We start from the raw sequence: 25,697 nt of genomic DNA, 5'->3' as shown, positions 1-25,697 counted from the left end.
TGGGGGCGCTCACCTCGTACGGGCGGCTGCTGCTGGGCGACCTGACGTCGGCCGACGAGCGGGGCGCGACGACCCGCTGGGCGTGCACGCGGACGTCGAGAGCGGCGACCCGTCGGACGCCGCCCGCGCGTTGGACGCGTTGCTACCCGCACCGGTCGACCACTTCCTCGTGCAGGCCGACCTGACCGTCGTGGTGCCCGGCCCGCCCGAGCCGTCGCTGGCCGCCGAGTTGGAGGCGATGACCGAACCCGAGTCGGCCGGCGGGGCCAGCGTGCACCGGGTCACCACGGCGAGCGTGCGGCGGGCGTTGGATTCCGGCTACTCGGCGAACGACCTGCACGACGTGTTCCGGCGACGGTCGCGTACCCCGATTCCGCAGGGGCTGACCTACCTGGTGGACGACGTGGCCCGCAAGCACGGCGGTCTGCGGGTCGGTCTGGCCGGGGCGTACCTGCGCAGTGACGACGAGGCGCTGCTCAGCGAGGTGCTGGCCGACCGGCGGCTGGAGCCGTTGACGCTGCGCCGGCTCGCGCCGACGGTGCTGTGCACCCCGTACCAGGTGGGCCGGCTGTTGGGCGCGCTGCGCGACGCCGGGTACGCGCCGGTGCAGGAGGACGCCACCGGCGGCACCGTGCTGTCCCGGCCACGGATCCGACGGGCCCCGGCCCGGGTACCGATGACCACCCGGACGCTGGATCCGCTGGCAGCCCCGAAGCTGCCGATGCCGCGACTGCTCGGCGTGGTGGAGCACATTCGGCGGGGCGACGCGGCGGCGCTGGCGGCCCGGCGGGCGCCCGCGGTGGTGCGGGGCGGGGCGGCGAATCTCGGCGGCGGTCCGGTGCCGGCGCACACGCACAGCGAGGCGTTGGCCGTGCTTCAGCAGGCGGTCCGCGACAAGGCGCTGGTCTGGGTGGGGTACGTCGACGCGCACGGGGCGACCGCGTCCCGGCTGGTCAAGCCGGTCTCGATCGGCGCGGGATATCTGCGCGCCGAGGACGAGCGGACCGAGATGTTGCACACGTTCGCGCTGCACCGGATCACCGCGGCGGTGCTCGCGGACTGAACGGCACCTGCCGCCGCTGGTGTGGTCGGTCAGCGGCGGCTGCGGCGTACGGTGCCGACGACCGAGATGACCAGCAGCAGGGCGAAGCCGGCGCCGGCGGCCTCCCCGACCGAGTCGACGAAGCCCTGCTGGAGCACCAACCACCCGAAGAGGAACCACCCGAAGAGAAGCGTCGCCGCGACGGCGTACGCGATCACGGTCGCTCGGGACACCTCGTCGGGTGGCGCCTGCTCATACTGCGCGATCACTTCACGGTCGACCGTCATCCCCAGCCTCCCCGCCCGGTCCGGCCCTGGACCTTCAGGGTGACACTCGGGGGACCGGTGTGACAGGGGATAAAACCCGGAACCGGGAGCGCGTCGCTCAGGTGCCGGGGCGGCGGCCGATCAGCACCACGCGGGTGCCGACCTTCCCCAGCTCCCACATCCGGACGGCGTCGGCGTGCAGCAGGTTGACGCAGCCGTGCGAGCCGATCGACTTGTCGTGCAGGTAGGTGGTGGTCTCGTGGAAGCCCATGCCCTGGGTGAAGTGCTGCCAGTAGGGCAGCCACACCTCGTACGGGTTGGACCACTCCTTCGGGTTGCGGTAGTTGACGGCGTACGTGCCGGCCGGGGTGCGGTAGCCGGACATGCCGGTGCGGGTCACCGTCGGCGCCATGACCACCTTGCCGCCCCGGACCGCCCAGACGGTCTGCCGGGTCAGGTCCACGCAGAAGGTGGTGCCGGTGCCGGCCTTGCAGCGGGCCGGGTCGGTGGTGGCGAGGCGCTGGGCCACGTCGTAGGTGGTCGGTCCGGCGCGACCCTCGACGGGGCGAATGCCGTACCTCTTCTGGAACTTCCTGATGGCCGCGCAGTCGACGGCGGACTGCCGGCCGTCCACCGTGACGGGCCCGAAACCGCCCAACCGGGCCAGGTAGGTCTCCACCGCGCGCTGGTGCTGGCCCTGGGGGCAGCCGGCGACGGTCGGCGTACCGGTGCTGGGGGTCGGTGTGGGCGCCTTGCGGGTCGGTTTCGGCGTGGGAGTCCGGGAGGGTTTCGGGGTGGGCGCGGCCGGCGTGGGCCGGCCGCGCTGGTCCGGCCCGGACGTGCCGCTCGCCCCCGTTGCCTGTTCCGCCGCACCGGCCGGGGCGGCTCCCCCGCCACCACTCCCGCCGGACTGCGGATCGAACGTGCACGCGCCGGCACCGACCAGCACGACCACCAGCAGGGCGACCAGCCGGGATGTGCTCTGGACACGCTTCATGGCACCTCCCCCGGACAGTCGTCCCTTTGCTAGACGTTCGTGAGTGCCGTCCCGGTTGCACCTGGTGAGCATCTTTCTTTCGACATCCCGCACCGTGCAACACTGGATGGTCGGCCAGCGGCGGGTATGCGACCCGTTCCGGCCGGACGGCCAACCGAGGAGAGGACGCTGGCGTGAGCGGTGGACCACTGATCGTGCAGTCGGACAAGACCCTGCTGCTGGAGATCGACCACCCCGACGCGCAGGCCTGCCGGATAGCGATCGCGCCCTTCGCCGAGCTGGAGCGCTCACCGGAGCACGTGCACACGTACCGGTTGACCCCGCTGGGTCTGTGGAACGCCCGGGCGGCGGGGCACGACGCCGAGGGCGTGGTCGACGCGCTGATCAAGTACTCCCGCTACCCGGTGCCGCACGCGCTGCTGGTGGACGTGGCCGAGACGATGGACCGGTACGGCCGGCTCCAGCTCGCCAACGACCCGGCGTACGGGCTGGTGCTGCGCGCACTGGACCGGCTGGTGCTGATCGAGGTGGCCAAGAGCAAGAAGCTCGCCGGGATGCTCGGCGACAAGATCGACGACGACACGATCCGGGTGCACCCGTCCGAGCGGGGCCGGCTCAAGCAGGCGCTGCTGAAGTTGGGGTGGCCGGCGGAGGACCTGGCCGGTTACGTCGACGGGGAGGCGCACCCGATCGAGCTGGCCGAGGCCGGTAAGGACGGCCGCAAGCCGTGGACGTTGCGGTCGTACCAGCGGGAGGCTGTGGAGGCGTTCTGGGCCGGCGGGTCGGGTGTCGTGGTGCTGCCCTGCGGCGCCGGCAAGACCCTGGTCGGCGCGGCGGCGATGGCCGAGGCGAAGGCGACCACCCTGATCCTCGTCACCAACACGGTGGCCGGCCGGCAGTGGAAGCGGGAGCTGATCGCCCGCACGTCGCTGACCGAGGAGGAGATCGGCGAGTACTCCGGTGAGCGCAAGGAGATCCGCCCGGTCACCATCGCCACGTACCAGGTGCTCACCTCGCGGCGCGGCGGCGCGTTCACCCACCTGGACCTGTTCGGGGCCCGCGACTGGGGTCTGGTCGTCTACGACGAGGTGCACCTGCTGCCCGCGCCGATCTTCCGGTTCACGGCGGACCTCCAGGCCCGCCGCCGGCTGGGCCTCACGGCGACCCTGGTACGCGAGGACGGCCGCGAGGGTGACGTGTTCAGCCTGATCGGTCCCAAGCGGTACGACGCGCCGTGGAAGGACATCGAGTCGCAGGGCTGGATCGCACCGGCCGAGTGCACCGAGGTCCGGGTGACGCTGACCGACGCGGAGCGGATGTCGTACGCGACGGCGGAGGCCGAGGAGCGCTACCGGATGGCGGCGACCGCGCGTACGAAGCTGCCGGTGGTGAAGGCGCTGGTCGACCGGCACCCGGACGACCAGGTGCTGGTGATCGGCGCGTACATCGACCAGCTGCACCAGCTCGGCGAGTACCTCGACGCGCCGATCATCCAGGGTTCGACCACGAACAAGGAGCGCGAGCGGCTCTTCGACGCGTTCCGGTCCGGCTCGTTGCGGACCCTCGTCATCTCCAAGGTGGGCAACTTCTCCATCGACCTGCCCGAGGCGGCGGTGGCGATCCAGGTGTCGGGCACGTTCGGGTCGCGCCAGGAGGAGGCGCAGCGGCTGGGCCGGGTGCTCCGGCCGAAGGCCGACGGCCGGCAGGCGCACTTCTACACGGTGGTGTCCCGGGACACGATCGACACGGAGTACGCGGCGCACCGGCAGCGCTTCCTGGCCGAGCAGGGCTACGCGTACACGATCGTCGACGCCGACGACGTCCTCGGCCCGTCCCTGCCGTCCTTCGACTGACCCTCTGCCGTCTTGATCGGCTCCGTTTCCAGGAAGTTGCGGTGTCCGAAGCGCTCCGACACCGCGTTTTCCCTGAAACGGAGTCGATCAGCTCCCGCTTCGGACCGTTGTTCGTCTTCGCTGGCGGCTTGTTCATCTGGCTACGTGAACCTGTCGGGCTCGCCATCTTCGGGCTGGTCATGCTCCTCATCGGCCTGTACAGCCTCTGGCAGTCCTACCTGGGCTTCAGAGCCGACCTGCCGTGGTTCGAGCCGGAGACCAACGACTTCCTGGCCAAAGGTTCCTGCCGACGGTGTGCAGGTACGGGCTGGGTGGCCGGCCGCGTCAACGGCGAACGCTGTTCCTGCGTACTGAAAATCGACCTCTAGGCAGCGGTCTCCGCCGACCAGAGCCTGGACGCACCGGCCCGGGACCGAAACGGTCCCGGGCCGGCGTCACGCGAACCTGACTACTTGATCAGCTTCCAGGGGCCGTTCCTGTCGCCTGGCTCCTGGCCGCGGGTCCACCACTTCGCCTCGTAGACGTGACCCTTGAAGGACACCCGGTCGCCGGCGTTGTACACCTTCGTGAGCGTCCAGGCCGCCGGGCTGTTGTCCGGCGGGGTGGGGCCGATCTCCTCCCAGGAGCCGTTGCGGTCGCCCGGCTTCTGGTTGCGGGTGTACCACTGGGCCCGCCACCTCTTGCCGTCGTACATGGCGAACTCACCCGAGTTGAAGATCCGCGACGCGGTCCAGATCGCGGTGCCGTCCTCGGTCATGGCGATTTCCTGCCATGCGCCGTTGGGGTCGGCGCCCGGCTTCTGGTTCTTCGTGTACCAGGAGGCCCGGAAGACCCTGCCCTGGTAGGTGGCCCGGTCGCCGTCGTTGTAGACCGTCGACGGGTTCCACTCCGCCGGTAGGTTCACCGTCAGGGTGGCGGTGGCCTCCACCGGAGTGAGGTGGTCGCTGCCCGGGTACGACGCGATCAGCGTGTGCTGGCCGCCCGCGAGGCCCACCGGGAGGGTGAACGTCGCGGCGCCGTTGGTCAGCGTGGCCGAGCCGCGAACGGTCGTACCCTCGCGCAACTCCACCGCGCCGGTGACCGGCGTGCTGCCGGCCGCGACCCGCACGGTCACCGTCGCCGCGGTGCCCCAGTTGGTCGGGGCGGCGATGACGGTCATCGTCGGGACCTGCTTGGCGGTACGGAACACGGCGGGCTGGGCGACCGCCTCGCCGCCGTCGGCGCTCTTCGCGGAGACGATCCAGCCGTACGAGGTGCCCGGCAGGAGCTTGTCCCAGGTAGCGGTGGCGACACCGTTCGAGGTCACCTCGTCGGTGCCGATCGTGCCGGACGGCACGTACGCGGCGAACGAGTCGGTGCTGAACGACGTCTTGCGGGTGGTGAGGTCCACCGGCAGTGTCAGGTTGTCCTCGGAGCCGTTGTACCGCGGCTTGGGCTGACTGCCATCCTGGCGGATGTCGTACTCGGTCGCCCCGAAGTTCTTGAGGAACGGCGAGTACGTGTCGATGTGCATCTCGGCCCGGTCCACATCGAACTGGAGCAGGCGCAGGAAGCTCGCGCCGAACTGCAACCGGTCGGTGGCCTTGTGGTCCGGGGTGCCGTCGCCGTTGACGTCGATGCTGCCGTCGGCGGGGACCTGCTTCGGCCACAGCTCGGCGGCGGTGACCGTGTAGAACTGGTAGTCCGCGAGCAGCTCAACGACGTCGTGGCTGACGGTGACACCGATCTTCGACTTCAGGTTGGTGCCGACGCCGTGCTCGTGACCGGCGAGGACCAGGAAGACGTTCGGGTTTGTCTCGACGACCTGCTTGAAGAGCGGCGAGCCGTCCGGCGCGGAGAAGTCCGCCCCGCGACCGTCGGGGTTGGCCGACGGCTTCAGGTAGTCGTGGGAGAGCAGGATCCCGTTGCGGTCCCTGTACCGCTTGAAGATCGAGTCAGCCCACTTGGCCTCCGCCGGCGTCACGCCGTACGACAGGCCGACCGCGACGAAGTCCAGACCACCGGCGGAGAAGAGCAGATAGTTGTTCTGGTTGTCCCTGCCCGGCGTGACGGAACCGTCGGCGTTGGTCGCCTCGTCCCACGCGTGGTATTCGGTGCCCTTCGGCCAGGACTTCGCCGTCCCGTAGTACCGGTCGGCGCTGAAGGTCCGGCTGAACCGGGACGTGGGGCCCGTCTCGGCGCCCAGCTGGTCGTCGTGGTTACCCGCGATGACCTGGTTGACGACACCGTTGTCGTCGAGGATCTTCTGGAAGTTGGAGGCGGTGGCGAGTTCCTTCTCGACCTGCTCGTGCAGACCGGGCCGCTTCAGTGAGCCGTCCGGGTTGGTGGCCAGCGGGTCGTAGTAGTCGTTCTCGATGGCGTCGCCGGTGTGCGCGGCGTACGCGATCTTGCGGCTGGCCGCGTTGTCGGCGATCCACTGCATCTGGTCGCGGTACGCCGCCGACCAGATCGCCTGCTCCTCGGCCGTTTCGACGTCCGAGGGCTCGGCTTTGCCGTCGAAGTCGTCGTACGTACCGCCGGCCGCACCCTCGGTGATGTACTGGGTGTCGGTGAAGTGCGCCAACGAGAAGTCGTACGAACCCGGATCCTCGAAGCGATCCTTGTCGTTCTGCGCCGTCGAGTCGTGCGGGGACAGGTCGTCGGCGAACGGGTCCTCGCCGGTGACCAGCACGTGGACGACGCCGCCGTCGCGGTAGCCGGCCTCGACCGGCGCGGTCAGGACCGTGTCCTGCCCCGCCTGCCCGCGGGAGCTGGTCAGCACGACCCATCTGTCGGTGGCCGGGTTCCACGCCCGCAGCGCCACGATCCGCGCCGGGTCGATGGTGCCCGACCAGCGCACCGTCGGCTCCTGCTTGCTCGTGCCCAGCGGCAGGTCGTACCGCTGGAAGACCACCCCACGGTTGGACGGGGTGTCGATCGTCGCGCCGTCCAGTGGACGCAGCGAGGTGACGTCCACGCTCCTGTCGTGCTGGACGTCGAGCGTCGCCGGCACGTCGGCCGCCTCGCCCTGGTAGCCGTTGGTCGGCAGGACCACGTCCGCCTTGGTGAAGGTGGCGGTCAGCCCGATACCCTCGGCACCGGGGATCCGGGCGGACAGCTCGGCCGAGAGCGGGTCGGTGTTCTTGACGGTCGAGTTCAGCTCGGTCGGGACGTCCGGGATGCTCGCGCTGCTGAAACGGACCTCGCGGGTGGCGGTGTTGCCGAGCGCGTCGGTCGCCGTCACCGCGATGGTGTGCTCGCCGGCCGGCAGGCCGTGACCGATCTGGTCACCCTGCTTGACGGCCGCGCCGTCCAGCGTGATGGCCGGCGTACCGACCACCCCGGATGCGTCCTTGATCTTGACGTTGAGCGCGACGGTCGACGTCAGCCGCTGCCCGGCCGCCGGGACGCTGCTGTCGATCTCCGGGGCGGTGTTGTCCGTGGTGAAGCGCCGTGTCGAGGTCTTGTCCCCGACGACCGCCTTGATGGTGTGGGCGCCGTCCGCGATCGACGTCGTGTCCACGTCCGCGCGCTTTCCCAGCGCCGGCAGCGCCGAGCCGTCGGCCGCGGTGACGTCGAACAGGACCATCGTGTCCAGCACCGCGTTGAAACTGCTGCCGCAGGTGCCGTCTCCGATGTACGTGGCCACCTGGGAGCCCGGCGGGTAGCTCGCCGAGCCGATGGTGACCGTCGTCTGCGCGATCGACCGGGTCAGCTGGGTCGCCTTCGCGCCGGTCGACAGCAGTTGGAAGTCCCGCAACGTGAAGTCGTCGTAGTTGTCGCAGCCGCCCGACTTGGCGCTGCCGTGGTCGTTGCCCGCGACGAACTCCACCGCGTTGACGCCCGGCACCAGCCACTCGTTCGGGAAGGCGAGGTCGGCGACCTCCTTCTCCCACATGCCGATCTCCAGCGGGATGCCGTTGATCAGCACCTTGTTGTCGTAGCCGTTGTCGCTGCCGTTGCCGCCGACGAACACCTTCAGGTGCGCGTCGCCCCCGCTGCCGAGGGTGTCGACGGTCCGCGTCGTCGGGGCGCCGCCGACGGTGAAGTGGAACTCCGCGTCCTTGTTGGCCGCACAGGTCCCGTCGCCCAGCGCCAGCGAGGCGGCGGTCGTCTCCGCCTTCGTCACCGTCGTGCCGCTGGTGGTGACGATGTACGTGGCACCGGCTGTCACCGTGCCCGCCGTGCTCAGCGTGAGGCTCGTCGCCGCCCGGGTGAGCGTGAAGTCGTCGTGGTTGGCGCAGGTGGCGCCGTTGAGAGTCCCGTTGTAGTCGCCGGCCCGGACCTCGACGACGTTGTCACCGAGGCGCAGGAACCGGGTCGGGAACGGAAGCGTGACGGCCTCCGCGCCGGCGGCGCCGTAGTCACCGCCGAGGTCGACGCGGTGGCCGTTGACCAGCGCGTAGTTGCGGTAGCGCGCCTCGACCGAGTTGCCGGCCTCGACCATGAGGCCGAGCGTGGCGGTGCCGGCGGCCAGTGTCTCCGCGTTCTCGGCGGGTTTGTCGTCGATGGCCAACGACCCGACGCGGTCCTTGGCACCGCTGGGCAGCGCGGCGATGACCGGCCGGGTTCCGCGTACCCGGGCACCGTCGCCGGGGGTGACCACCGCCGCGCCGGCCGGGGCGTTGTTGACGTCGACCGTCACGGAGGTCTTCGCGCCCGACTGGGTCGTCGCGCTGACCGTGTGCGTGCCGTTGGCGAGCCTGGTGGTGTCGAGGTCGGTGCGCAGGCCGGACGTGCTGCCCGGCTCGCCGGAGATGACGAAGGTCAGGTCCTGCTTCAGCAGCTTCGTCGAACTGCCGCAGGTGCCGTCCCCGAAGCTGTAGCTGAACAGGTTCTGCTCGCCGTCGGCGACCACACCGAGCAGGCTGAGGCTGATGCTGCTCAACGCGTAGTCGTCGTAGTTGGGGCAGCGGCCGCCCTCACCGTTCGGCAACTCCTCGTAGCCGACGGCGGTCTTGGTGGTCGAGTCGACCCAGTTCGCTCCGGCCTGGACGGTGACCGTGTTGGCCCCGGGACGCAGCCAGTCACCGGGGAAGTCGAGGGTGCCGACCTGCCCGCCGGGTATGTCCGGGAGGTAGACCCGGTCCGCCTCGGCCGTGTGGCCGTTGACGGTGACGTAGTTGCGGTAGCGGGCCTCGGTGCCGTTGCCACCCATCTCGAAGGCGAAGTGGGCGGTGCCGGCGGTCCGGTCGGCGTCGATCCTGTCGCCGTCGACCGCGAGCGTGGTGACCGAGTCGTTCTCGGTGACCGGTTCGACGGTGACCGGGACGGTGCCCTCGACGTTCTGCCCGCTGCTCAGGTTGATCAGCGGTGTGTTACCGCTGCTCGGGACCGCCTGCGCTCCGGCGAGGGTGGGGCTGAGGGTCGTCGCCGGTCCGGCGATGAGGATGAGCGCCACCGCGGACAGGAGTCCGCGTGTTCGCTTCCTACGCGCACGTGGATCGTGCGTCATGGCGAATTTTCTCCTTGGTTGGGGGAAAGAACCGCCGACGTCGAACACCGTGATGTCGACTGCGGCGGGCAGGGGGGCCGCCCGGGGGGCCGGTCTCAGGACGACGTTCGGGTGGGTACGACCCGCCGGCGACGTGCCCGGCGCCGCAGCAGCAGCACGGCGGCCACGACGAGCAGCACGCCGACGACGGCCGTGGCGATCCGCGGAGCGATGCTGCGGTCGTGGCCCGGGTCGCCCGCCACGGGCGCGTCGCCGAGCGCCCAGTCGTGGGCGTACCGGCCGGGGCCGTACACCTGGCGCTGGCCCTGCGGGCCGGTCGCCACCGTCTGGTACGCGGGGTCGAGATCGCTCAACATCCGGATTTCGATGCGGGCCGCGCCGACCGACCCCGGGCAGCGGTAGTCGACGTCCACACCGGATCCGACGAGATCGCTCGGCGGTTCGACGGCGCCGGCGCACGCGTGTCCGCCGCTGCTGACGGTCATCTGCTTGAGCAGGTAGCTCGCGAACTGCTCGGACGGCCCGAGGACGGTCGGGTCCGAAGCCTGGACGGAGATCGCGCCGTCGAGCATGACGCGCTCCTGCGGCAACAGGCCGAGCTTGACGCCGAGCAGGGTCAACTCGTCGACGCCGCCCACCTTCCACGTCAGGCGCACCACCTCGTGGCGGTCCGCGTCCGCCGCGATGGTCACGGTCTGCGGGTAGCCGTACGGGTGGGCTTCGACGGGGACGGCCGTGGCCAGGGTCAGGGTGATCGCCACCGGCGTCAGGAGGCTCGCCACGACGCGGCGGGGCCACCGTGCGGTTGAGGGCATGCCAGCGCTCCGGTCTACAGGTGCTGTGGCACGCCGGTGGGCGCGGCCGTTCCGTGACCCTGCCGGCCGTTGGCGAACTCGCCCGGCGAGCTTGATGAGAAACAGGCGCAGCGGGGATGAACAGTTAGTTGATCAAATGCGCTTCCCAGCGCGTCACGGGCTGCCCGACCGCTCAGGCGGCGCTGAGCTTCCGTAGGAGTACTGGTTGAGGCTCATGCCGTCCTCGGCGGCGTGGATGGCGAGCTCGCGGTGCAGGCTCTCGATAGTGCTGCACGAGTTGGACGCCGTACGGGCCGGTGGACGTGATGGTGACGCATACGGGAATCGCAAGCGCCGACAGCACCGAGGTGACGGACGCAACAAGCGCGAGGCCCGCCGTCGGCTTGCCTGCTGATGCGCCATCGGAACATGGCCTGAGTCCCCGTAGCCTGCCTCCTGGTTCAATGCCGTGGACGACTCAACCGTCGATCTTGTAGACCCGGGATCGAACTCTTCGAGCCACCCGAGCTGGACCAGTTGATGGTCAGCGCCGCGGGATCAGTTCCGATTGGACTCCGCGACGAAGACGCCGCGTCCCGGGCGGCCGACCAGCACACCCTGCTTCCGCAGCCTCGCCACCGCCCGGCTGATCGTCGACTGCGAGACGTCGTAGACATCCGCCAGCGCCCGCCCAGAAGGAAGTTGCGACCCAGGCGGGTACGTCCCGTCCTTGATCTTTCCCATGAGAGCGTCGAGCAGTTCGTCCATCGTGGGCGGGATAGGCACGTGGGGCCCCTTGCAGTCGGTTGGCCCACCCAGTATTGATCACCCGTTTCGACACAGGCAACACACGTAGCACCGATGACATAAGTGGGTAGCTGACTCGGCGACATGCTTGACATAGGTGACTCGGTGGCAATAGCGTCGCTCTCGGTGATGCGGTGCTGCTGCGGTCGGTTGGCGCCTCTCGTACCGGTCTCGCATCGCCGCCGAGACCCCACCCTCCGCGCTCCCCCGGCGCGGCCCTGCTGCCGTACCGCCGATCGAGGCTGCGGTCGCAGGGTGGGGCGGTCTCCGCCGCCCGCAACCGGCGGAGGCCGCCCCTCCACTTCGACGCGACCCGATGAAGGGCGGTCCCCCGTGCGCGACCTGATCCGCCGGCTGGTGAGCCGACGCGAGGATCGACCACCGATGGCAGCAGCAAGCCAGAGCAAGTCCCAAAGAACCCAGTCGGCGAACCACCGTCACCGATGACCGACCGTTGGGTGATCCACCTGCCGGTCACCGCACCCGACCTGCTCCGGGCCCGGATCCTCGCCCGGACCGCCGCCCGGGTGCTGGCCCGGCTCAGCGCCCGCGTCGAGCCAGGTGGGGTGACCGTGTCGGCCGAGGACCAGCAGGGCGTACGCCACTGGGTCTTCTGCGACCGGCGACTGCCCGGCGGCGGGCGGTGTGCCCTGCCCGCCGACCACACCGCGCCCTGCTCGCGACGCACGCCCTGGCTTTACCAACGGTGAGGAGGAAGGGAAAGGGGCTGGCGGGCTCAGCCCACCAGCCCCCGACAACGCCTGCGTCAGCCGGCGCCTCCGGCGCGGAACGCCACCCAGGCGTCGCTCATCCGGTCGGCCTGGCCGGCCGTGAACATGTCCATGCAGGAGTCCTGCGTGTAGTCCATGAAGTTGTGGATCGGGTCCAGGCCGGGTGCGGCGCAGGTGTCCGCGCCCACCGGGCAGTCGAACTGCGGCCCGGCCTCCCGGGGCGTGTCCTCGACGAAGTCCCCGGACGCCGAGCAGCCGTGCGCGAAGGTGTGCTCCAGCATCAGCCAGTGTCCGACCTCGTGCGTCAGCGTGTCGCCCAGGGAGTACTTGCCGGCCGTCCCGCCCGGCATCGACTCGTCGAGCATCACCACGCCGTCGATGTAGTCGCGGCCGTTGTTGTAGCCCTTCGGGAAGTACGCCCAGCCGAGCAGCCCGCCGCCGATGTTGGCCGCGTACACGTTCAGGGTGCGGGAGTCACCGGTGTAGAGCGCCTTCTTCATGTCGCGCTCGTTCTTGCCCGGCTCGACCGTGTACCAGGCGCTGTTCACCGTCCACGTGGTGTCGACGAGCGAGAACCGGAACGGTGTGTCGGAGGCGTTCGCCGCCGTACGACCCGCGTACGAGTCGTTGAGCACGGCCATCTGCGCCGCGATCAGGGTGTTCCACCTGGCCGTCTCGGCCGCGGTGAGGGGGTGGTCGGAGACCATGTGGAAGACCGTCGGCACGGTGACGCTGCCGTTGGGCAGGCGCGGGGCGTCTCTGATCACGCCGTAGGCGTTGGCTTCGTTCTTGGAGTACAGCTCCGGCTCCTGCGCGGTGGCGCCCTGGGCGACCCGGGCCACGCCGTGCGGATCGGCGGCCGGCTCACAGGCCGCGACGCCCGGGGAGGCGGTCGCGGGGGCAGCCGTGGCGAGCGCCCCGGAGGCGCCGCCGGACGCCAGGAACGTGGCGGCGGTGGCGGTGAGGACCGCCAGTCGGAAGGTCGATCTCCTGTGCATCGGTGCACCTTTCAGTGAGGGAGCGGTGCGCGGTCGATGACGTCGTCTTCCGGGTATGAAAACATGCCGACGGCATCGACAAAAGACCCTCTGAGCAGGGCAGATACCGATGTAACAGAACAGGATCGCGGGGCGCTGTTTGACCGTTCCGAGCGGATCAGAGGACCCGGGTCACCCGCTCGGCGGCGACGACCGCGTCCCGGCGCGCCGGGTCGAGGTTGGCGCTGATGACCACGGACGCGCCCACCGACAACGGCGCGAGCAACCACTTCAGCGGCTGCTCGTGCTCGGCGGCGTCGACCAGCAGTCGGTCGCCGGCGCGCAGGTCCAGCATCGCGGCGAACTCCTGGGCGAGCGCACCCCACTGACCGTAGGTGGTGCCGTCCGCGGTGGCCGGGTCCGACGGGTGGATGGCGGTGTGGTCGGGCGTAACCTCGCCGTGGCGAAGCACCTCGGCGGACCAGTCCAGCCAGCCCAACGGCACGTCGGCCAGTTGCCCCGGGCCGGTGCCGACGAGGTAGCGGTGCGGCGCGTCCGGCACGTCCTCCAGCCAGTCGTCCTGCCGTTCGGGGGTCACGAGGACCGCGTCGAACGGCCGGTCGCAGCCGGGCTCCAGCACCGGCAGGCCCGCGGTGGCGCGCGGCCGGAACGACACCGCCAGGCCCGACGCCCACGCGCCCAGCAACACCGCGGCGGTACGCCAGTGCGGCGGCAGCAGCACCGCTACGCGGCTGCCGGGGCCGAGACCGCAGCCGTCCCGCAGCAGGCTCGCGCTGCGCGCGGACCAGGCGCCGACCTGCTGTGTCGTGAGATCCACGCGTTCACCGGTGACCTCGTCGCGGTAGCTGAGCAGCGGGCTCTCGGTGGCGGTGGGCGGGACCGACTCCTCGGCCGTGGCGTGTGGCTGCATCGGCGTGCTCCCCCGGGTGACGACGTCCGCACCACCCTACGCAACGACCTTGGTCGCCGTCGTCGTCGGCCGATGGCCGTAGCGCCTGGCCGGATGGCCCGCGCACGGTACGGATGACCCGCCGAGCCGCCGAGGAGCGCCTGTGCCGACCGATCCCGACCCCGCCGTCCGTCCCGCCGCGTCACCCACCGCCCCGAATCCGGCCGACCATCCCGGCCGTCCGCCGCTGCGCCGCCGGCTCGTACCGGTGGTGGCGTTGCTGCTGCTCGCGCCCTGGGCGGCCGAGTGCTCGTGGGGCGGCTTCGCGATCGACGACTTCCTCCCGGTGGTGATCGGCCTGGGCCCGATGTACGGCGGGGCCGCGATCCTGATCCGGGAGACCGCCCGACGCCTCGGCGCGGGATGGCCGACGATCGTGCTGCTCGCCGCCGCCTTCGGTGTGCTCCAGGCCGGCCTGGTGGATCAGTCCCTGTTCAACCCCGGCTACCTGAATGACACGCAGTACGCCGACACCCGGGCCGCCGCCGAGGCGTCGCTGGTGCCGGGGCTCGGGTTCAGCCTGCGGCAGGCGTTCGACTACGTGGGCAACCACATCCTGCTGACCATCTGCGCGCCGATCGTGTTCGTCGAGTCGTTCCTCGGTGCGAAGCGGCGGCTTCTGCCGTGGCTCGGACGACCCGGGCTGGCGGTGGTCGGTGTGGTCTACCTGCTCGGCAGCCTGCTGGTCTTCACCTCCCCCGAGGGGCGCAAGAACTTCCTGGCCAGCCCGCTGCAACTGACCTTCGCCACGGTGGTCGTCCTCGCCCTCGTCACGGTGGCCCTGCTGCCCCGCTGGCGTCACCCCAGCCCGCGCCGCGTCCGCCGGGTACCGCACCCGCTCTGGGTGGGTCTGCTGATCGTCCTCGTCCACCTCGGCACCGACCTGACGCCCGGCTGGGCGGGGGTGGGCATCGCGCTGGCGCTCGCCGCCGCCGTCGGGGCCGTCGTCGCGTACCTGTCGGCGGGCGTGCGCTGGGGGCAGCGTCACGTGCTAGCCGCCGGTTCGGCGAACGTGGTCAGCGCCGCCGCGTTCGCGTACCTGGTGCCGCCGTACTCCCCGGCGAGCCCGGCGGCGGCCCTGGCGGGCGACGTCGCGGTCACCGTCGTCACCCTCGCCCTGGTCGTTGGCGCCTGGTGGCGTCTGCGCCGCGCCGCGCTCAGGACTGGTCGCCCGCAGCAGGGCCGGCCTGAATGAGCCGATCCAGGACATCGCGGGCGGCAGCGAGCCGATCGATGGACGTCGTGATTCGGGCGCGCTCCACTGCCAGAGCGTCGAGGAGCTCCGGGCAGGTGGGGGCCAGCACGGTTACGCCGTCGGGGATGCAGGGAAGGATCTCGGCGATCGCCGAAGTGTTCAAGCCGGCGGACAACAACAGTTGGATGTGCCGCACCGTGCCCACCGCCTGCGGGTCGTAGTGACGGTAGCCGCTGGCGAGACGGGCAGGTCGCAACAGGCCCTGCTCCTCGTAGTAGCGCAGGGCGCGCGGGGTGGTGCCCGCCTCCCGCGCCAGTTCGCTGATCCGCACCCCGACAGCAGATCAGGGCTTGACCTTCACGTCAACGTAAAGGTTTAGCGTCGTCGCTGTGACTCACCGCAACCTGGACAATCAATCCGCCGCCGTCGCCGTCCTGGGGCTCGGCCCGATGGGCCGGGCGCTGGCCGCCGCGTCGCTCGCCGCCGGCCACCCCACCCTGCTCTGGAACCGCTCACCCGGCAAGGCGACCGCACTGGTGGCCCAAGGGGCGGTGCTCGCTCCGACGGTGGCCGATGCGGCACGCCGGGCATCGGTCGTCATCGCCTGCGTCATCAACTACCGGGCGGTCCGCGCCGTCATGTCCGGGCTCGAACGTTCGCCGAGAGGAACATTCGTCAACCTCAGCAGCGGGCACGCCGCCGAGGCACGGGACATGGCGGCCTGGGCAGCGCAGCGGGGCGTCAACTACCTCGACGGTGCCATCCTGACGCCCGCGCCGACCATCGGGACACCGGCCGCGACGATCCTCTACAGCGGTCCGCGGGCCCTCTTCGACGACAGCCTTCCCTGGCTGGAGAGCTTCGGTGGCTCCAGCGTCCACCTCGGCGCGGATGCCGGCACGGCAGCAGCGTACGAGATGGCGTTGCTCGACCTGTTCACCATGTCCGTCGGCGGACTCGCGCACGCCTTCGCCCTGGCCATCACCGAAGGCATTCCCCCGACCGCGTTCGCCCGCTTCGCCAGAGGAATCGGTGGCCTGTTGCCCGACATGGCCGACCGGTTCGCCGACCAACTCACGTCCGGGACCTTCGCCGCCGACGTATCCACCATCGCGTCGGCAGGCTCAGCGGTCGCCCACGTCCGCGACGCCGCAGCCGCGCGCGGTGTCGACCCCGCGCCGCTACAGGCCGTGCAATCGATCATCGAACGGGCCGTTGCGGCGGGCCACGGGGGCGACAGCTACGCCAGGCTGGCCCAGTCGCTCGTACCAGCCGACCTGGCGGAGGCGGCACGATGACCCCGACCGCCAACCGCCCGGCGCCCACTCGCGGGTAAGCGCCGGGCGGCGCGGTCCTACTTCTCGATCATGACGACGTCGGTCGGGCGTTCGACCTTCACCGGCACGCCGTAGTCGAACAGCTCGAGCGTCGAGGTGCCCGTCCCCTGGTCCAGTCGGCCCCTTGGCCGTGGACTGCCAGCGGGTGCCGAAAGTTGTCGGCGACGGTCAGCGCGTGGGCAGTTCCGGGCCGCCGTCGAGCAGCGGGGCGAGCAGATCGCCGTACTCCTCGACCCGGTCCAGGACCTCGGCGGCGGTGAACTGGCGGACGACCGGCCTGCGGCCGCGGGCGCCGGCCTCGACCTCGTCCCAGGTCAGCGGCGTGGACACCGACGGCACCGACTGGGCCCGCAGCGAGTACGGCGCCACGGTGGTCTTCGCCGCGTTGTTCTGACTCCAGTCGATGAAGACCTTGCCGGGGCGCAGGTTCTTCGCCATCTTCGACACGATCAGCTTCGGGTGCGCCTTCTCCAACTCCTGCGCGATGCGTTTGGCGTAGTCGGAGACGAGATCGGAGGACTGGGTGCCGGCGATCGGGCAGCAGAGCTGCATGCCCTTCTTGCCGGAGGTCTTCGGGTACGAGTCGATTCCGTCGTCGGCGAGCCGGTCGCGCATCAGCACCGCCACCGGGCAGCACTCGGCGAGCCCGGCCGGGGGTCCCGGGTCCAGGTCGACGACCATCATGTCCGGGTGCTCGCCCACCTTCCACTGCGGCGTGTGCAGCTCCAACGCCGCCAGGTTGGCCAGCCAGACCAGGGTGGGCAGGTCGTCGGCGACCACGTAGTCGATCGTCTCCCGGCCCTTCGTCGAGCCGGGCGCGGGCAGATTCTCCACGCGCACCCAGTCCGGCGTCGCGGCCGGCGTGTTCTTCTCGAAGAACGACTTGTCGTCCACCCCGTTGGGGAAGCGGATCCGGGTCACCGGCCGGTCCCGGAGGTGCGGCAGCAGCACCGGCGAGATCCGCGTGTAGTAGTCGATCACCTCCCCCTTGGTGAAGCCGGCCGCCGGATAGAGCACCTTGTCCAGGTTGGAAAGCTCGAGGGGGCGGCCCTCGACGTCCACCCGCAGCCGCTCACCCGGCATCGTCGACCTCCTCCGGCGGCTTGTCCGGGCGCAACCGCAGCACCCGGGGGAAGCGCAGCCGGCCGTCCGGGGTGCGCTGGCCGTACTTCACCTCCACCACCACCCGGGGTTCTACCCAGATGGCGCCCCGGGCATCCTCGCGCGGCACACCCGGCGCGAACGGTGACCCGCCGGAGCGCAGCGGCTCCAGCTCGGCGAGGAGTTGGCGTTCGATCGCCGCGCCGATCCCGCCGCCGACCCGCCCCCGGTAGATCAACCGGCCGTCCGGGCCGGGCACCCCGACCAGCAGCCCACCGATCCGCCGCGCGCCGGGCCGCCAGCCGCCGATGACGAAGTCACCGGTCACCTCCAACTTGACCTTCACCCAGTCCGGCGAGCGCACCCCGGGGCGGTAGACGGCAGCGACCCGCTTGGCCATGACCCCCTCCAGGCCGTGTTCGCCGGCCGCCTCGTAGGTGGCCGGGCCGTCGGAGAAGACCGGCGGCACCGCCCACCGGGCACCGCCGAGGGCGAGCGCGTCCAGGGCCTCACGGCGGCGCTCGTACGGCCAGCCGGTCAGGTCGTCGCCGTTCAACCGGAGCAGGTCGAAGATCATGTACGTCACCGGCATGACCGCCGCCAGCCGGGCCGCCCTGTTGCGGTCCCGGACGTGCATCCGCTCCGCGAGGGCCGTGAACGACGGCTGTCCGCCCTCGCCGAGCAGCACCACCTCGCCGTCGAGCAGCGCGTCGTCGACCTGCTCGTTCAGCGTGGCCAGTTCGGGGTACGCGGCGGTGATCTCCACGCCGGAGCGGGCGTACAGGTGCTGGCCGCCGCCGGAGATGTCGGCCAGCGCGCGGACCCCGTCCCACTTGAACTCGTACGCCCAGCCGTCACCCGCCGGGAGCGGCCCGGTCATCGCGAGCATCGGCTTGAGCGGCGCGCCGGGCACGACCCGACTGTAGTAGCAGCCGGAACAGCTCGCGTCCGGTTCTTTCGGATGCGAGCATGGTCGATACCGGGGAAGGGAGCGCAGGATGCGTGCCATCTGGAAGGGAGCCGTGTCGTTCGGGCTCGTCTCGATCGGGGTGAAGCTGTACTCCGCGACCGAGGAGAAGGACATCCGGTTCCACCAGGTGCACCGCGAGGACGGTGGCCGGATCCGCTACAAGCGCACCTGCTCGGTCTGCGGCGAGGAGGTCACCTACGACGACATCGCCAAGGGCTACGACATCGGCGGCGGCGAAATGGTGATCCTCACCGACGAGGACTTCGCCGATCTGCCGCTGACCAGCTCCCGCGCGATCGACGTGCTGGAGTTCGTCCCCGCCGAGCAGGTCGACCCGATCCTCTACAACAAGGCGTACTTCCTGGAGCCCGAGGGCACGGCGACCAAGCCGTACGTGCTGCTGCGCGACGCGTTGATCGACTCGGAGCGGGTGGCCATCGTCAAGGTGGCGCTGCGCCAGCGGGAGCAGCTCGCCACGCTGCGGGTCCGCGAGGGCGTGCTGCTGCTCAACACGATGCTCTGGCCGGACGAGATCCGTAACCCGGGTTTCGGGTTCCTCGACGAGGACCTCAAGGTGCGCCCACCCGAGCTGGCCATGGCCAGCTCCCTGATCGACTCGATGACCGGCGAGTTCGAGCCGGACGTCTTCACCGACGACTACCGGGCCGCGTTGCAGGAGGTCATCGACGCGAAGGTGGAGGGTCGGGAGGTCGTCCAGCCGGAGGAGGTCGAGGAGGCCCCGGCCGCGGCGGTGGACCTGATGGCCGCGCTGAAGGCATCGGTGGACCGGGCCCGGGCGGCCCGTGGTGAGCAGCCCGCCCGTGGTGGCGGGGGCGGCGAGCCGACGCCCATCTCAGCGGCCCGCTCGGCGCAGAAAGCGGCCGAGAAGAAGGCGGCCAAGGCGCCCGCGAAGAAGGCCACCGCGAAGAAGACGGCCGAGAAGAAGACGGCCGAGCCGGCGAAGAAGACCGCCGCGAAGAAGACCCCCGCGAAGAAGGCGGAGCCGGCGAAGAAGACGGCCGCCCGCAAGACCGCACCCCGCAAGAGCGCCTGACGTACGCGGCACCGACGGTGTCCGCTGGACCGGGTACGCTCCGCCGGCCAGTGGCCACCGGAGGAGCCCCCATGCCGTACACCCCTGATCTGGGTCGGTTGTTGACGCCCGGTGCCCGCTTCACGGACCAGCACGGCGCGTACCTGATCGAGGTCCACCCGGTGGGCGACATCGTGCTGCCGACCGGTCAGGTGGTCGGGTGTGACCCGCTGGTCCGCCCGGAAGCCGAGCCGTTCACGGTCACGGTGCCCCCGGGGCGGCATCCCGCCCGGGCCTGGGTGGCCGCGGTGCTGCGGGAGGACGCGGAGGTGGACCGGCGGGTCGCCGCGCTGGAGCTGGTGGTCTCCGACGAACCGACGGTCCGGTGGGAGCCGGCCGTCGTCGGCGACCAGGACGTCGCCGCCCTCGGCGCCGACGACTACTTCGGGTACGGGGTGGACGCCAGCGCCGGCACCCTGGCCGACCCGACGGCGCTCACCGCCCTGGAAGCCTGGGACGAGGACCAGATCGAGGCCGTCTTCATCCCGGCGGAGCTGCCCTCGTCGCCCGTCCCGGGGCTGATCACGGCGGTGTTGGACGAGGCCACCGGCGCGAATGTCGTCACCGTCGCCACCGGCTGGGGCGACGGCTGCTACGGCACCTGGATCGGGCGGACCGCCGACGGTCGGGTGACCTCCTTCGTGACCGACTTCATGGTGGTCCCGGAATAACCGTCCCCGGAGTGTCTCTCTGGGCGATCCGAGACGTCCGGGGCGGGCACGGCAGGCCGCCGGGCGGGTACCGTGTGCGTCGGCTTTCCCCCCGGCACCGGGTGCCGGCCACACCTTCGCAGCAGGGAGTCGACGACGTGAGCGAGCGGACGCAGCAGAACCGGTCGGAGGGCCAGAGCCCGGCGACCAAGGCGGGGCGGCGGCTGGCCGCCCAGCTGGCGGAGCAGAAGGCCGCCGAGGCGAAGCGACGCCGCAACGCGTGGGCGGGCGGCCTCGCCGGCATCGCCGTGATGGCACTGCTGATCACCGTCTTCGTGTGGGTCGATCGGAACCGGAACGACGACAAGCCCACCAACCAGGCCGGTGCGACCCCGTCCGCCTCCGCCCCGGCCCCGGACGCGACCGGCGCGCCGCCGGCACCGCAGCTGCCCGAGGGCGCCGACCCGGCGCTGGGCAGCAAGCCGACGGTGAAGGCCGGCACGGGCGAGCTGAAGAAGCTCACGGTCACCCCGGTGATCAAGGGGAAAGGCCCGGCGGTGAAGAAGGGCCAGAACATCACGACCAACTACGTGGGCGTGTTCTACAAGGACGGCAAGGAGTTCGACTCCTCGTGGAACGCCGGGCAGCCGGCCACCTTCCCGATCGGCGTCGGTCAGGTCATCCCCGGCTGGGACCAGGGCCTGGTCGGCGTGACCGTGGGCAGCCGGGTGCAGCTCGACATCCCGGGCGAGCTGGCGTACGGCAACGACGAGGCCGCCGCCGGTGGGCGTCCGACCGGTCCGCTGCGCTTCGTGGTGGACGTGCTCGCCGCCCAGTGACCTGCCCGGATCATCCCAGTTGTCGCCGGGACGCGATGGTGTTGTTCACATGGGGCTTCCGGCCCGTCACCCTCCGGCAGTAGGTTCGGCGTCACCCCGGGCGGCCCCCGTCCGGGGTGACCATGGGGGTCGGGACGCGGAGGTGCACGTGACGGCGCTGGACGAGCCCGGGCGGACCGCCCGGTTGATGTGGACGCACTTCGAACCGGTGCACGCTGTCACCTACTTCCATCCCCGGGCGCGGGCCGCGTACGAGGCGGTCGGGCTGCGCGGCTACTGGCGGGGTTACTTCGCCGGTCGGTCCGCTCCGCTGGGCGCCACCGAGGCGGCCCCGGTGATCGCCACCTTCTTCACCTTCGCGCCACCGATGGTGACCCGGGCGCTGCCGGCGGTGTGGCGGTTGGCCACCCCGCAGGAGGCGCTGCGTGCCCGGCTGACCGGCGCGGTGCAGGCCCTCGCCGAGCTGACCTACGAGCTGCCGGAGACGCATCTGGTGGAGGCCGCCGACCTGCTGGAGGACGCCGCCGGGGCGGCGCAGACCGCCGGCCGGGTGCTCGGCGCGGTCAACGCGGCGTTGCCGATCGGCGAGTATCCGCTGGCGCGGATGTGGCAGGCCGCCACCACGCTGCGCGAGCACCGGGGCGACGGGCATGTGGCGGCGCTGGTGGCCGCCGGTCTGGACCCGGTGGAGACGCTGGCCTGGAAGGTCGCCGTGGGCATGTCGCCGCAGAACCTGCTGGGCCGGGGCTGGTCCGAGGAGCAGTGGCACGCAGCCCGCGAGCGGCTGGTGCAGCGGGGCTGGTTGACGCCGGACGGCACCGCCACCGAGCAGAGCCGGGCCGCGTTCCAGGCGGTCGAGGACGCCACCGACCGCGCTGCCGCCCACCCGTGGCAGGCCCTCGGCGCGGACGGCACGGACCGTCTTCGGGAGCTGCTGGAGCCGATCGCCCGGTCCTGCCACACGCTGATCCCGGCGGGCAGCCCGATCGGGCTGCCCGCGCTGCCCGGCTGACCGGACGCCTCCGGGTCGGGCAGGATGGGCCCGTGGCGGATGCGGTGGTCTTCGACCTGGACGGCGTGATCGTGGATTCCGAGCCGGTGTGGGAGGAGGTCCGGCGGGCGTACGTGGCGGCGCACGGCGGCACCTGGCAGCCCGACACGCAGCGCCGGTTGATGGGCATGAGCACCGGCGAGTGGGCCCACTACCTCAGCGGCGAGCTGGGGGTGGACCGCACCGCCGGGCAGGTCGCCGACGAGGTGGTAGAGGAGATGACCCGGCGCTACCGGGACCACGTACCCCTGATCGACGGTGCCGACGACGTGGTGCGCCGGCTGGCCGCGCGGTGGCCGCTGGGTCTGGCCAGTTCGTCGCCGACCCGGCTGATCGGGGCGGCGCTGGCCGCCACCGGCCTGACGGACGCGTTCGTGGCGACCCTGTCCACCGAGGAGACCGAACGCGGCAAGCCGGCGCCGGACGTGTATCTGGCCGTGGCGCGGCGCCTCGGCGTCGACCCGGCCCGCTGTGTGGCCGTGGAGGACTCGTCCAACGGGGTCCGGTCGGCCGCCGCGGCGGGAATGCGGGTGGTGGCGGTGCCGCACGGGTCGTACCCCCTCGACCCGGATGCCGCCGGGCTGGCCGTGGTGTCGCTGGCCGCGATCGGCGAGCTGACCCCGCAGCTGGTGGACGACCTGGGTTGATCGAGGCTGAGCGGGGTACCGCAGCCGCGGTGCTCGGCGCGGATGCCCTGCATGGTGAGGAGAGAGACCACGGATGAAAGCCATCGTGTACGAGCGCACCGGCGATCCTTCGGTGCTGGAGCTGGTCGACCGGCCGGTGCCGGAGCCGGGAGCGGGCGAGGTTCTGGTCCGCATGGCGGTCTCGGGGGTGAATCCGACGGACTGGAAGTCGCGCCGTTCCTTCGCGCCGAACGGGTGGCAGATCCCCGGGCAGGACGGCGCGGGCGTGGTGGAGGCGGTCGGCGAGGGGGTCGACCCTGACCGGATCGGTGAGCGGGTCTGGATCTGGGAGGCGGCCTGGCAGCGGCCGTGGGGCACCAGCGCGGAGTACACCCTGGTGCCGGTCCGGCAGGCGGTGCGCCTGGGCGACGCCTCGTTCGAGATGGGAGCCAGCCTGGGCATCCCGTTCCTCACCGCGCACCGCTGCCTGACCGCTGGCGAGTTCATGCCGGACGCGCTGCGCGCCGGTGCGCTGGCCGATCACACCGTGCTGGTGCAGGGCGGGGCGGGCGCGGTCGGCAACGCGGCGATCCAGCTCGCCCGCTGGGCCGACGCCACGGTGATCGCCACGGTGAGCAGCGCCGAGAAGGCGCAGCTCGCGGCGGCGGCCGGCGCCTCCTACGTGATCAATTATCGGGAGCAGGACGTGGTCGAGGAGGTCCACAAGATCGCCCCCGACGGGGTGCACACGATCGTGGAGGTCTCCCCGGCCCGCAACGCCACGATCGACGTACAGGTGCTGCGGCACGGCGGCGCGGTCTGCATGTACGCCGACGACGGCGGGGGCGAGGTGTCCATCCCGATCCGGCCGATGATGGCGCCGAACGCGCGCTGGCAGTTCGTGCTGGTCTACACGGAGCCGAAGGCGGCCAAGGCGGCGGGCGTGCGGGACGTGGCGGCGGCGGCCAACCAGGGCGGCATCCGGGTCGGCGCGGACGCCGGCCTGCCGCTGCACCGCTACGCGCTGGCCGAGACGGCCGCCGCGCATCAGGCGGTGGAGGACGCAACGGTCGGCAAGGTGCTGATCAGCACCAGCGACGCCTGATCGGGTCGCTCACCACCCGATTTCGCCGTCATCAGGACAGAGACGAACAAGTTTCGCAACAATGACAGTGCGGGTCGCCCCGCGTGGAGCGGGCGCCCGGCGCGGTGCGAACGCCGGGGCCGCCCCCTGGGGAGGGAGGAATGTCAGGAGAAACCCCTCACCCAGCAGGCGACAGTGCCCGGAAAAACGTTACTGGGCTGTCAGCTCCCGGACAGTCAGCTCGCCCCCGGCGTACTGCGAACGGACGACCTTCTTGTCGAACTTGCCGACGCTGGTCTTCGGCACCGCGTCGATGAACGCCCACCGCTCGGGCAACTGCCAGCGGGCCACCGAACCGGCCAGGAAGTCGCGCAGCTCCTCGGCGGTCACCGAGGCACCCTCCCGGACCACCACGGTGGCGAGAGGCCGCTCGTCCCACCGCTCGTCCGGCACGCCCACCACACACGCCTCCAGCACCGCCGGGTGGGCCATCAGCGCGTTCTCCAGCTCCACCGACGAGATCCACTCACCGCCGGACTTGATCACGTCCTTGGCGCGGTCGGTCAGCGTGATGTACCCGTCCGGCGACAGGGTGCCCACGTCGCCCGTACGCAGCCAACCGTCGCGGAACTTCTCCTCGTCCGGGACGTCGTCACCGACGTACCGCGCGGTCACCCACGGCCCACGGACCTCCAGCTCCCCCACGGCCGTGCCGTCGGCGGACAACGGCTCGCCCACCGGGCCGACGATCCGCGCCTGCACCCCCGCCGGCACCCGCCCCTGCGTGTAGCGGTAACGCCACGCCTGCTCGCCGCTCACGCCGGCCGGCGGACGGGAGACCGACCCCAGCGGGGACATCTCGGTCATCCCCCAGGCGTGGATGACGTCGATCCCGTGCCGCTCGTCGAACGCGTGCATCAACGCCGGCGGGCAGGCCGACCCGCCCACGATCACCTCGGTCAGCGAGGAGGTGTCCACGTCGTGGCCGTCGAGGTAGGCCAGCAGGTCGGTCCAGATCGTTGGCACCGCGCCGGCCAGGGTGGGCCGCTCGGTGGCGATCATCTCGGCGATCGGCGCGGCCTGGAGGAAGCGGTCCGGCATGATCATCGATGCGCCGGAGAGGAACGCCGCGTACGGCAGACCCCACGACATGGCGTGGAACATCGGCACGATGGCCAACTCCCGGTGGGTCGGCCCGAGGCCGAAGCCCTCCGGCATGCAGACCTGCAACGAGTGCAGGTAGATCGACCGGTGCGAGTACGCCACGCCCTTCGGGTTGCCGGTGGTGCCGGAGGTGTAGCAGAGCGCCGCCGCGTCGCGCTCGTCCACCTCGGGCCAGTCGTACGTGTCGGGACGGTCGGCGAGCAGCGCGTCCCAATGGTGCACGGTGATCCGGTCGCCGGCCGCCGCCACCAGTGGCGCCGGATCGCCACCGCCGACCACCACCACGTGCCGCACCGTGGTCAGCTCGCCGATCACGCGGGCCAGCAGCGGGATGAGGGTGCTGTCGACCAGCACCACCCGGTCCTCGGCGTGGTTGGCGATGTAGACGACCTGGTCGGGGAAGAGCCGGATGTTGAGGGTGTGCAGCACCGCGCCCATGCTCGGCACCGCGAAGTAGGCGACCAGGTGCTCGTTGTTGTTCCACATGAAGGTGGCGACGCGTTCGTCGCCGGTCACGCCGCACTCGGCACGCAGTGCGTGTGCCAGCCGGGCGGCGGCCCGACCCACCTCGGCGTACGTCATCCGGCGGGGTTCGGCGCCGGTCCAGGTGACCACCTCGGCCGTGCCGTGCACGGTGGCGCCATGGTCGAGGATCCGGGAGACCTGCAGGGGGGCGTCCATCATCGTGCTACGCATGGGTAACAAGCTAGTGTCGC

Annotated in this window: 23 protein-coding genes and 1 pseudogene; 12 read left to right on the top strand and 12 right to left on the bottom strand. The window is 71.3% G+C overall.

Annotated elements, in window-relative coordinates; translation table 11 throughout:
• Positions 1–1,063 (top strand): annotated as a pseudogene (locus tag JNW91_RS10495) (helicase-associated domain-containing protein); the annotation flags it as partial.
• Between the two features lie 29 nt (positions 1,064–1,092).
• Here the strand turns inward: JNW91_RS10495 and JNW91_RS10490 are convergent.
• Complete coding sequence (locus JNW91_RS10490) at positions 1,093–1,329, bottom strand: hypothetical protein (protein ID WP_203174684.1); 237 nt, start codon at positions 1,327–1,329, stop codon at positions 1,093–1,095.
• A gap of 97 nt (positions 1,330–1,426) precedes the next feature.
• The gene (locus JNW91_RS10485) at positions 1,427–2,305 is read right to left on the bottom strand and encodes a L,D-transpeptidase family protein (RefSeq protein WP_203174683.1); all 879 of its coding nucleotides are present in this window, start codon (positions 2,303–2,305) and stop codon (positions 1,427–1,429) included.
• A 173-nt stretch (positions 2,306–2,478) separates the two neighbouring features.
• On the opposite strand from JNW91_RS10485, the gene JNW91_RS10480 reads away from it, so the two are divergent.
• Together JNW91_RS10480 and JNW91_RS10475 are read left to right on the top strand one after the other, a co-directional pair.
• On the top strand, positions 2,479–4,158 hold the full coding sequence (locus JNW91_RS10480) for a DNA repair helicase XPB (RefSeq protein WP_203174682.1): 1,680 nt from the start codon (positions 2,479–2,481) through the stop codon (positions 4,156–4,158).
• Positions 4,159–4,199: 41 nt separating this feature from the next.
• Positions 4,200–4,526 carry a hypothetical protein gene (locus tag JNW91_RS10475; RefSeq protein ID WP_203174681.1) on the top strand — a complete coding sequence of 109 codons (327 nt, stop codon included), beginning with the start codon at positions 4,200–4,202 and terminating at the stop codon, positions 4,524–4,526.
• A gap of 80 nt (positions 4,527–4,606) precedes the next feature.
• On the opposite strand, the gene JNW91_RS33540 is transcribed toward JNW91_RS10475, so the two are convergent.
• From JNW91_RS33540 to JNW91_RS10455, 4 genes are all read right to left on the bottom strand, one after another.
• Complete coding sequence (locus JNW91_RS33540; RefSeq protein ID WP_203174680.1) at positions 4,607–9,538, bottom strand: carbohydrate-binding protein; 4,932 nt, start codon at positions 9,536–9,538, stop codon at positions 4,607–4,609.
• A gap of 149 nt (positions 9,539–9,687) precedes the next feature.
• On the bottom strand, positions 9,688–10,374 hold the full coding sequence (locus JNW91_RS10465) for a hypothetical protein (protein WP_203174679.1): 687 nt from the start codon (positions 10,372–10,374) through the stop codon (positions 9,688–9,690).
• A 186-nt stretch (positions 10,375–10,560) separates the two neighbouring features.
• Complete coding sequence (locus JNW91_RS32120) at positions 10,561–10,809, bottom strand: toxin-antitoxin system HicB family antitoxin (RefSeq protein WP_238424724.1); 249 nt, start codon at positions 10,807–10,809, stop codon at positions 10,561–10,563.
• Between the two features lie 135 nt (positions 10,810–10,944).
• Positions 10,945–11,154: a winged helix-turn-helix domain-containing protein gene (locus JNW91_RS10455; protein WP_203174688.1), complete on the bottom strand. Its 210-nt coding sequence runs from the start codon at positions 11,152–11,154 to the stop codon at positions 10,945–10,947.
• 482 nt (positions 11,155–11,636) lie between these two features.
• Here JNW91_RS10455 and JNW91_RS10450 point away from each other — a divergent pair, with 482 nt between their 5' ends.
• Positions 11,637–11,903: a hypothetical protein gene (locus tag JNW91_RS10450; RefSeq protein ID WP_203174678.1), complete on the top strand. Its 267-nt coding sequence runs from the start codon at positions 11,637–11,639 to the stop codon at positions 11,901–11,903.
• A gap of 56 nt (positions 11,904–11,959) precedes the next feature.
• Here JNW91_RS10450 and JNW91_RS10445 read toward each other — a convergent pair whose 3' ends face one another.
• Positions 11,960–12,922, bottom strand: coding sequence for a zinc metalloprotease (locus tag JNW91_RS10445; RefSeq protein WP_203174677.1), 963 nt, complete (start codon positions 12,920–12,922; stop codon positions 11,960–11,962).
• Between the two features lie 157 nt (positions 12,923–13,079).
• Positions 13,080–13,832 (bottom strand): TIGR03089 family protein, encoded by a 753-nt coding sequence (locus JNW91_RS10440; RefSeq protein ID WP_203174676.1) that lies wholly within the window; start codon positions 13,830–13,832, stop codon positions 13,080–13,082.
• Positions 13,833–13,974: 142 nt separating this feature from the next.
• Between JNW91_RS10440 and JNW91_RS10435 the strand changes: the two genes are divergently transcribed.
• The gene (locus tag JNW91_RS10435) at positions 13,975–15,066 is read left to right on the top strand and encodes a hypothetical protein (protein WP_309244310.1); all 1,092 of its coding nucleotides are present in this window, start codon (positions 13,975–13,977) and stop codon (positions 15,064–15,066) included.
• Here JNW91_RS10435 and JNW91_RS10430 read toward each other — a convergent pair.
• Entirely contained in the window at positions 15,029–15,397 is a 369-nt protein-coding gene (locus JNW91_RS10430) for a MerR family transcriptional regulator (RefSeq protein ID WP_203174675.1), read from the bottom strand. The genes JNW91_RS10435 and JNW91_RS10430 overlap by 38 nt on opposite strands.
• Positions 15,398–15,455: 58 nt before the next feature.
• Between JNW91_RS10430 and JNW91_RS10425 the strand changes: the two genes are divergently transcribed.
• Positions 15,456–16,364: an NAD(P)-dependent oxidoreductase gene (locus JNW91_RS10425; protein WP_203174674.1), complete on the top strand. Its 909-nt coding sequence runs from the start codon at positions 15,456–15,458 to the stop codon at positions 16,362–16,364.
• Between the two features lie 207 nt (positions 16,365–16,571).
• On the opposite strand, the gene ligD (JNW91_RS10420) is transcribed toward JNW91_RS10425, so the two are convergent.
• A complete protein-coding gene (gene ligD, locus JNW91_RS10420; RefSeq protein ID WP_203174673.1) occupies positions 16,572–17,486 on the bottom strand; it encodes a non-homologous end-joining DNA ligase in 915 nt (304 codons plus the stop codon).
• Positions 17,476–18,417 carry a non-homologous end-joining DNA ligase gene (gene ligD / locus JNW91_RS10415; protein WP_203174672.1) on the bottom strand — a complete coding sequence of 314 codons (942 nt, stop codon included), beginning with the start codon at positions 18,415–18,417 and terminating at the stop codon, positions 17,476–17,478. The genes ligD (JNW91_RS10420) and ligD (JNW91_RS10415) overlap by 11 nt, the downstream gene beginning before the upstream one ends.
• A gap of 85 nt (positions 18,418–18,502) precedes the next feature.
• Between ligD (JNW91_RS10415) and ku the strand changes: the two genes are divergently transcribed.
• The 6 genes from ku to JNW91_RS10385 all read left to right on the top strand — a co-directional run bounded on the left by ku (position 18,503) and on the right by JNW91_RS10385 (position 23,838).
• On the top strand, positions 18,503–19,528 hold the full coding sequence (ku, locus tag JNW91_RS10410) for a non-homologous end joining protein Ku (protein WP_203174671.1): 1,026 nt from the start codon (positions 18,503–18,505) through the stop codon (positions 19,526–19,528).
• A gap of 71 nt (positions 19,529–19,599) precedes the next feature.
• Positions 19,600–20,238, top strand: a complete 639-nt coding sequence (locus JNW91_RS10405; RefSeq protein WP_203174670.1) for a DUF4241 domain-containing protein — start codon at positions 19,600–19,602, stop codon at positions 20,236–20,238.
• A 101-nt stretch (positions 20,239–20,339) separates the two neighbouring features.
• Positions 20,340–21,056, top strand: coding sequence for an FKBP-type peptidyl-prolyl cis-trans isomerase (locus JNW91_RS10400; protein WP_203174669.1), 717 nt, complete (start codon positions 20,340–20,342; stop codon positions 21,054–21,056).
• A gap of 187 nt (positions 21,057–21,243) precedes the next feature.
• Positions 21,244–22,068 (top strand): SCO6745 family protein, encoded by an 825-nt coding sequence (locus tag JNW91_RS10395; RefSeq protein ID WP_203174686.1) that lies wholly within the window; start codon positions 21,244–21,246, stop codon positions 22,066–22,068.
• 32 nt (positions 22,069–22,100) lie between these two features.
• On the top strand, positions 22,101–22,754 hold the full coding sequence (locus JNW91_RS10390) for an HAD family hydrolase (protein WP_203174668.1): 654 nt from the start codon (positions 22,101–22,103) through the stop codon (positions 22,752–22,754).
• 73 nt (positions 22,755–22,827) lie between these two features.
• Positions 22,828–23,838: an NADPH:quinone reductase gene (locus JNW91_RS10385; RefSeq protein ID WP_203174667.1), complete on the top strand. Its 1,011-nt coding sequence runs from the start codon at positions 22,828–22,830 to the stop codon at positions 23,836–23,838.
• Between the two features lie 189 nt (positions 23,839–24,027).
• Here JNW91_RS10385 and JNW91_RS10380 read toward each other — a convergent pair whose 3' ends face one another.
• Complete coding sequence (locus tag JNW91_RS10380; protein WP_203174685.1) at positions 24,028–25,662, bottom strand: fatty acid--CoA ligase; 1,635 nt, start codon at positions 25,660–25,662, stop codon at positions 24,028–24,030.
• Between the last annotated feature and the right edge of the window lie 35 nt (positions 25,663–25,697).

The sequence above is a fragment of the Micromonospora parastrephiae genome, assembly GCF_016802865.1.
GTDB classification, from domain to species: Bacteria; Actinomycetota; Actinomycetes; order Mycobacteriales; family Micromonosporaceae; genus Micromonospora; species Micromonospora parastrephiae.
The sequence above is the reverse complement of the archived record's forward strand: the minus strand, read 5'-3'. Positions and strand labels throughout refer to the sequence as shown.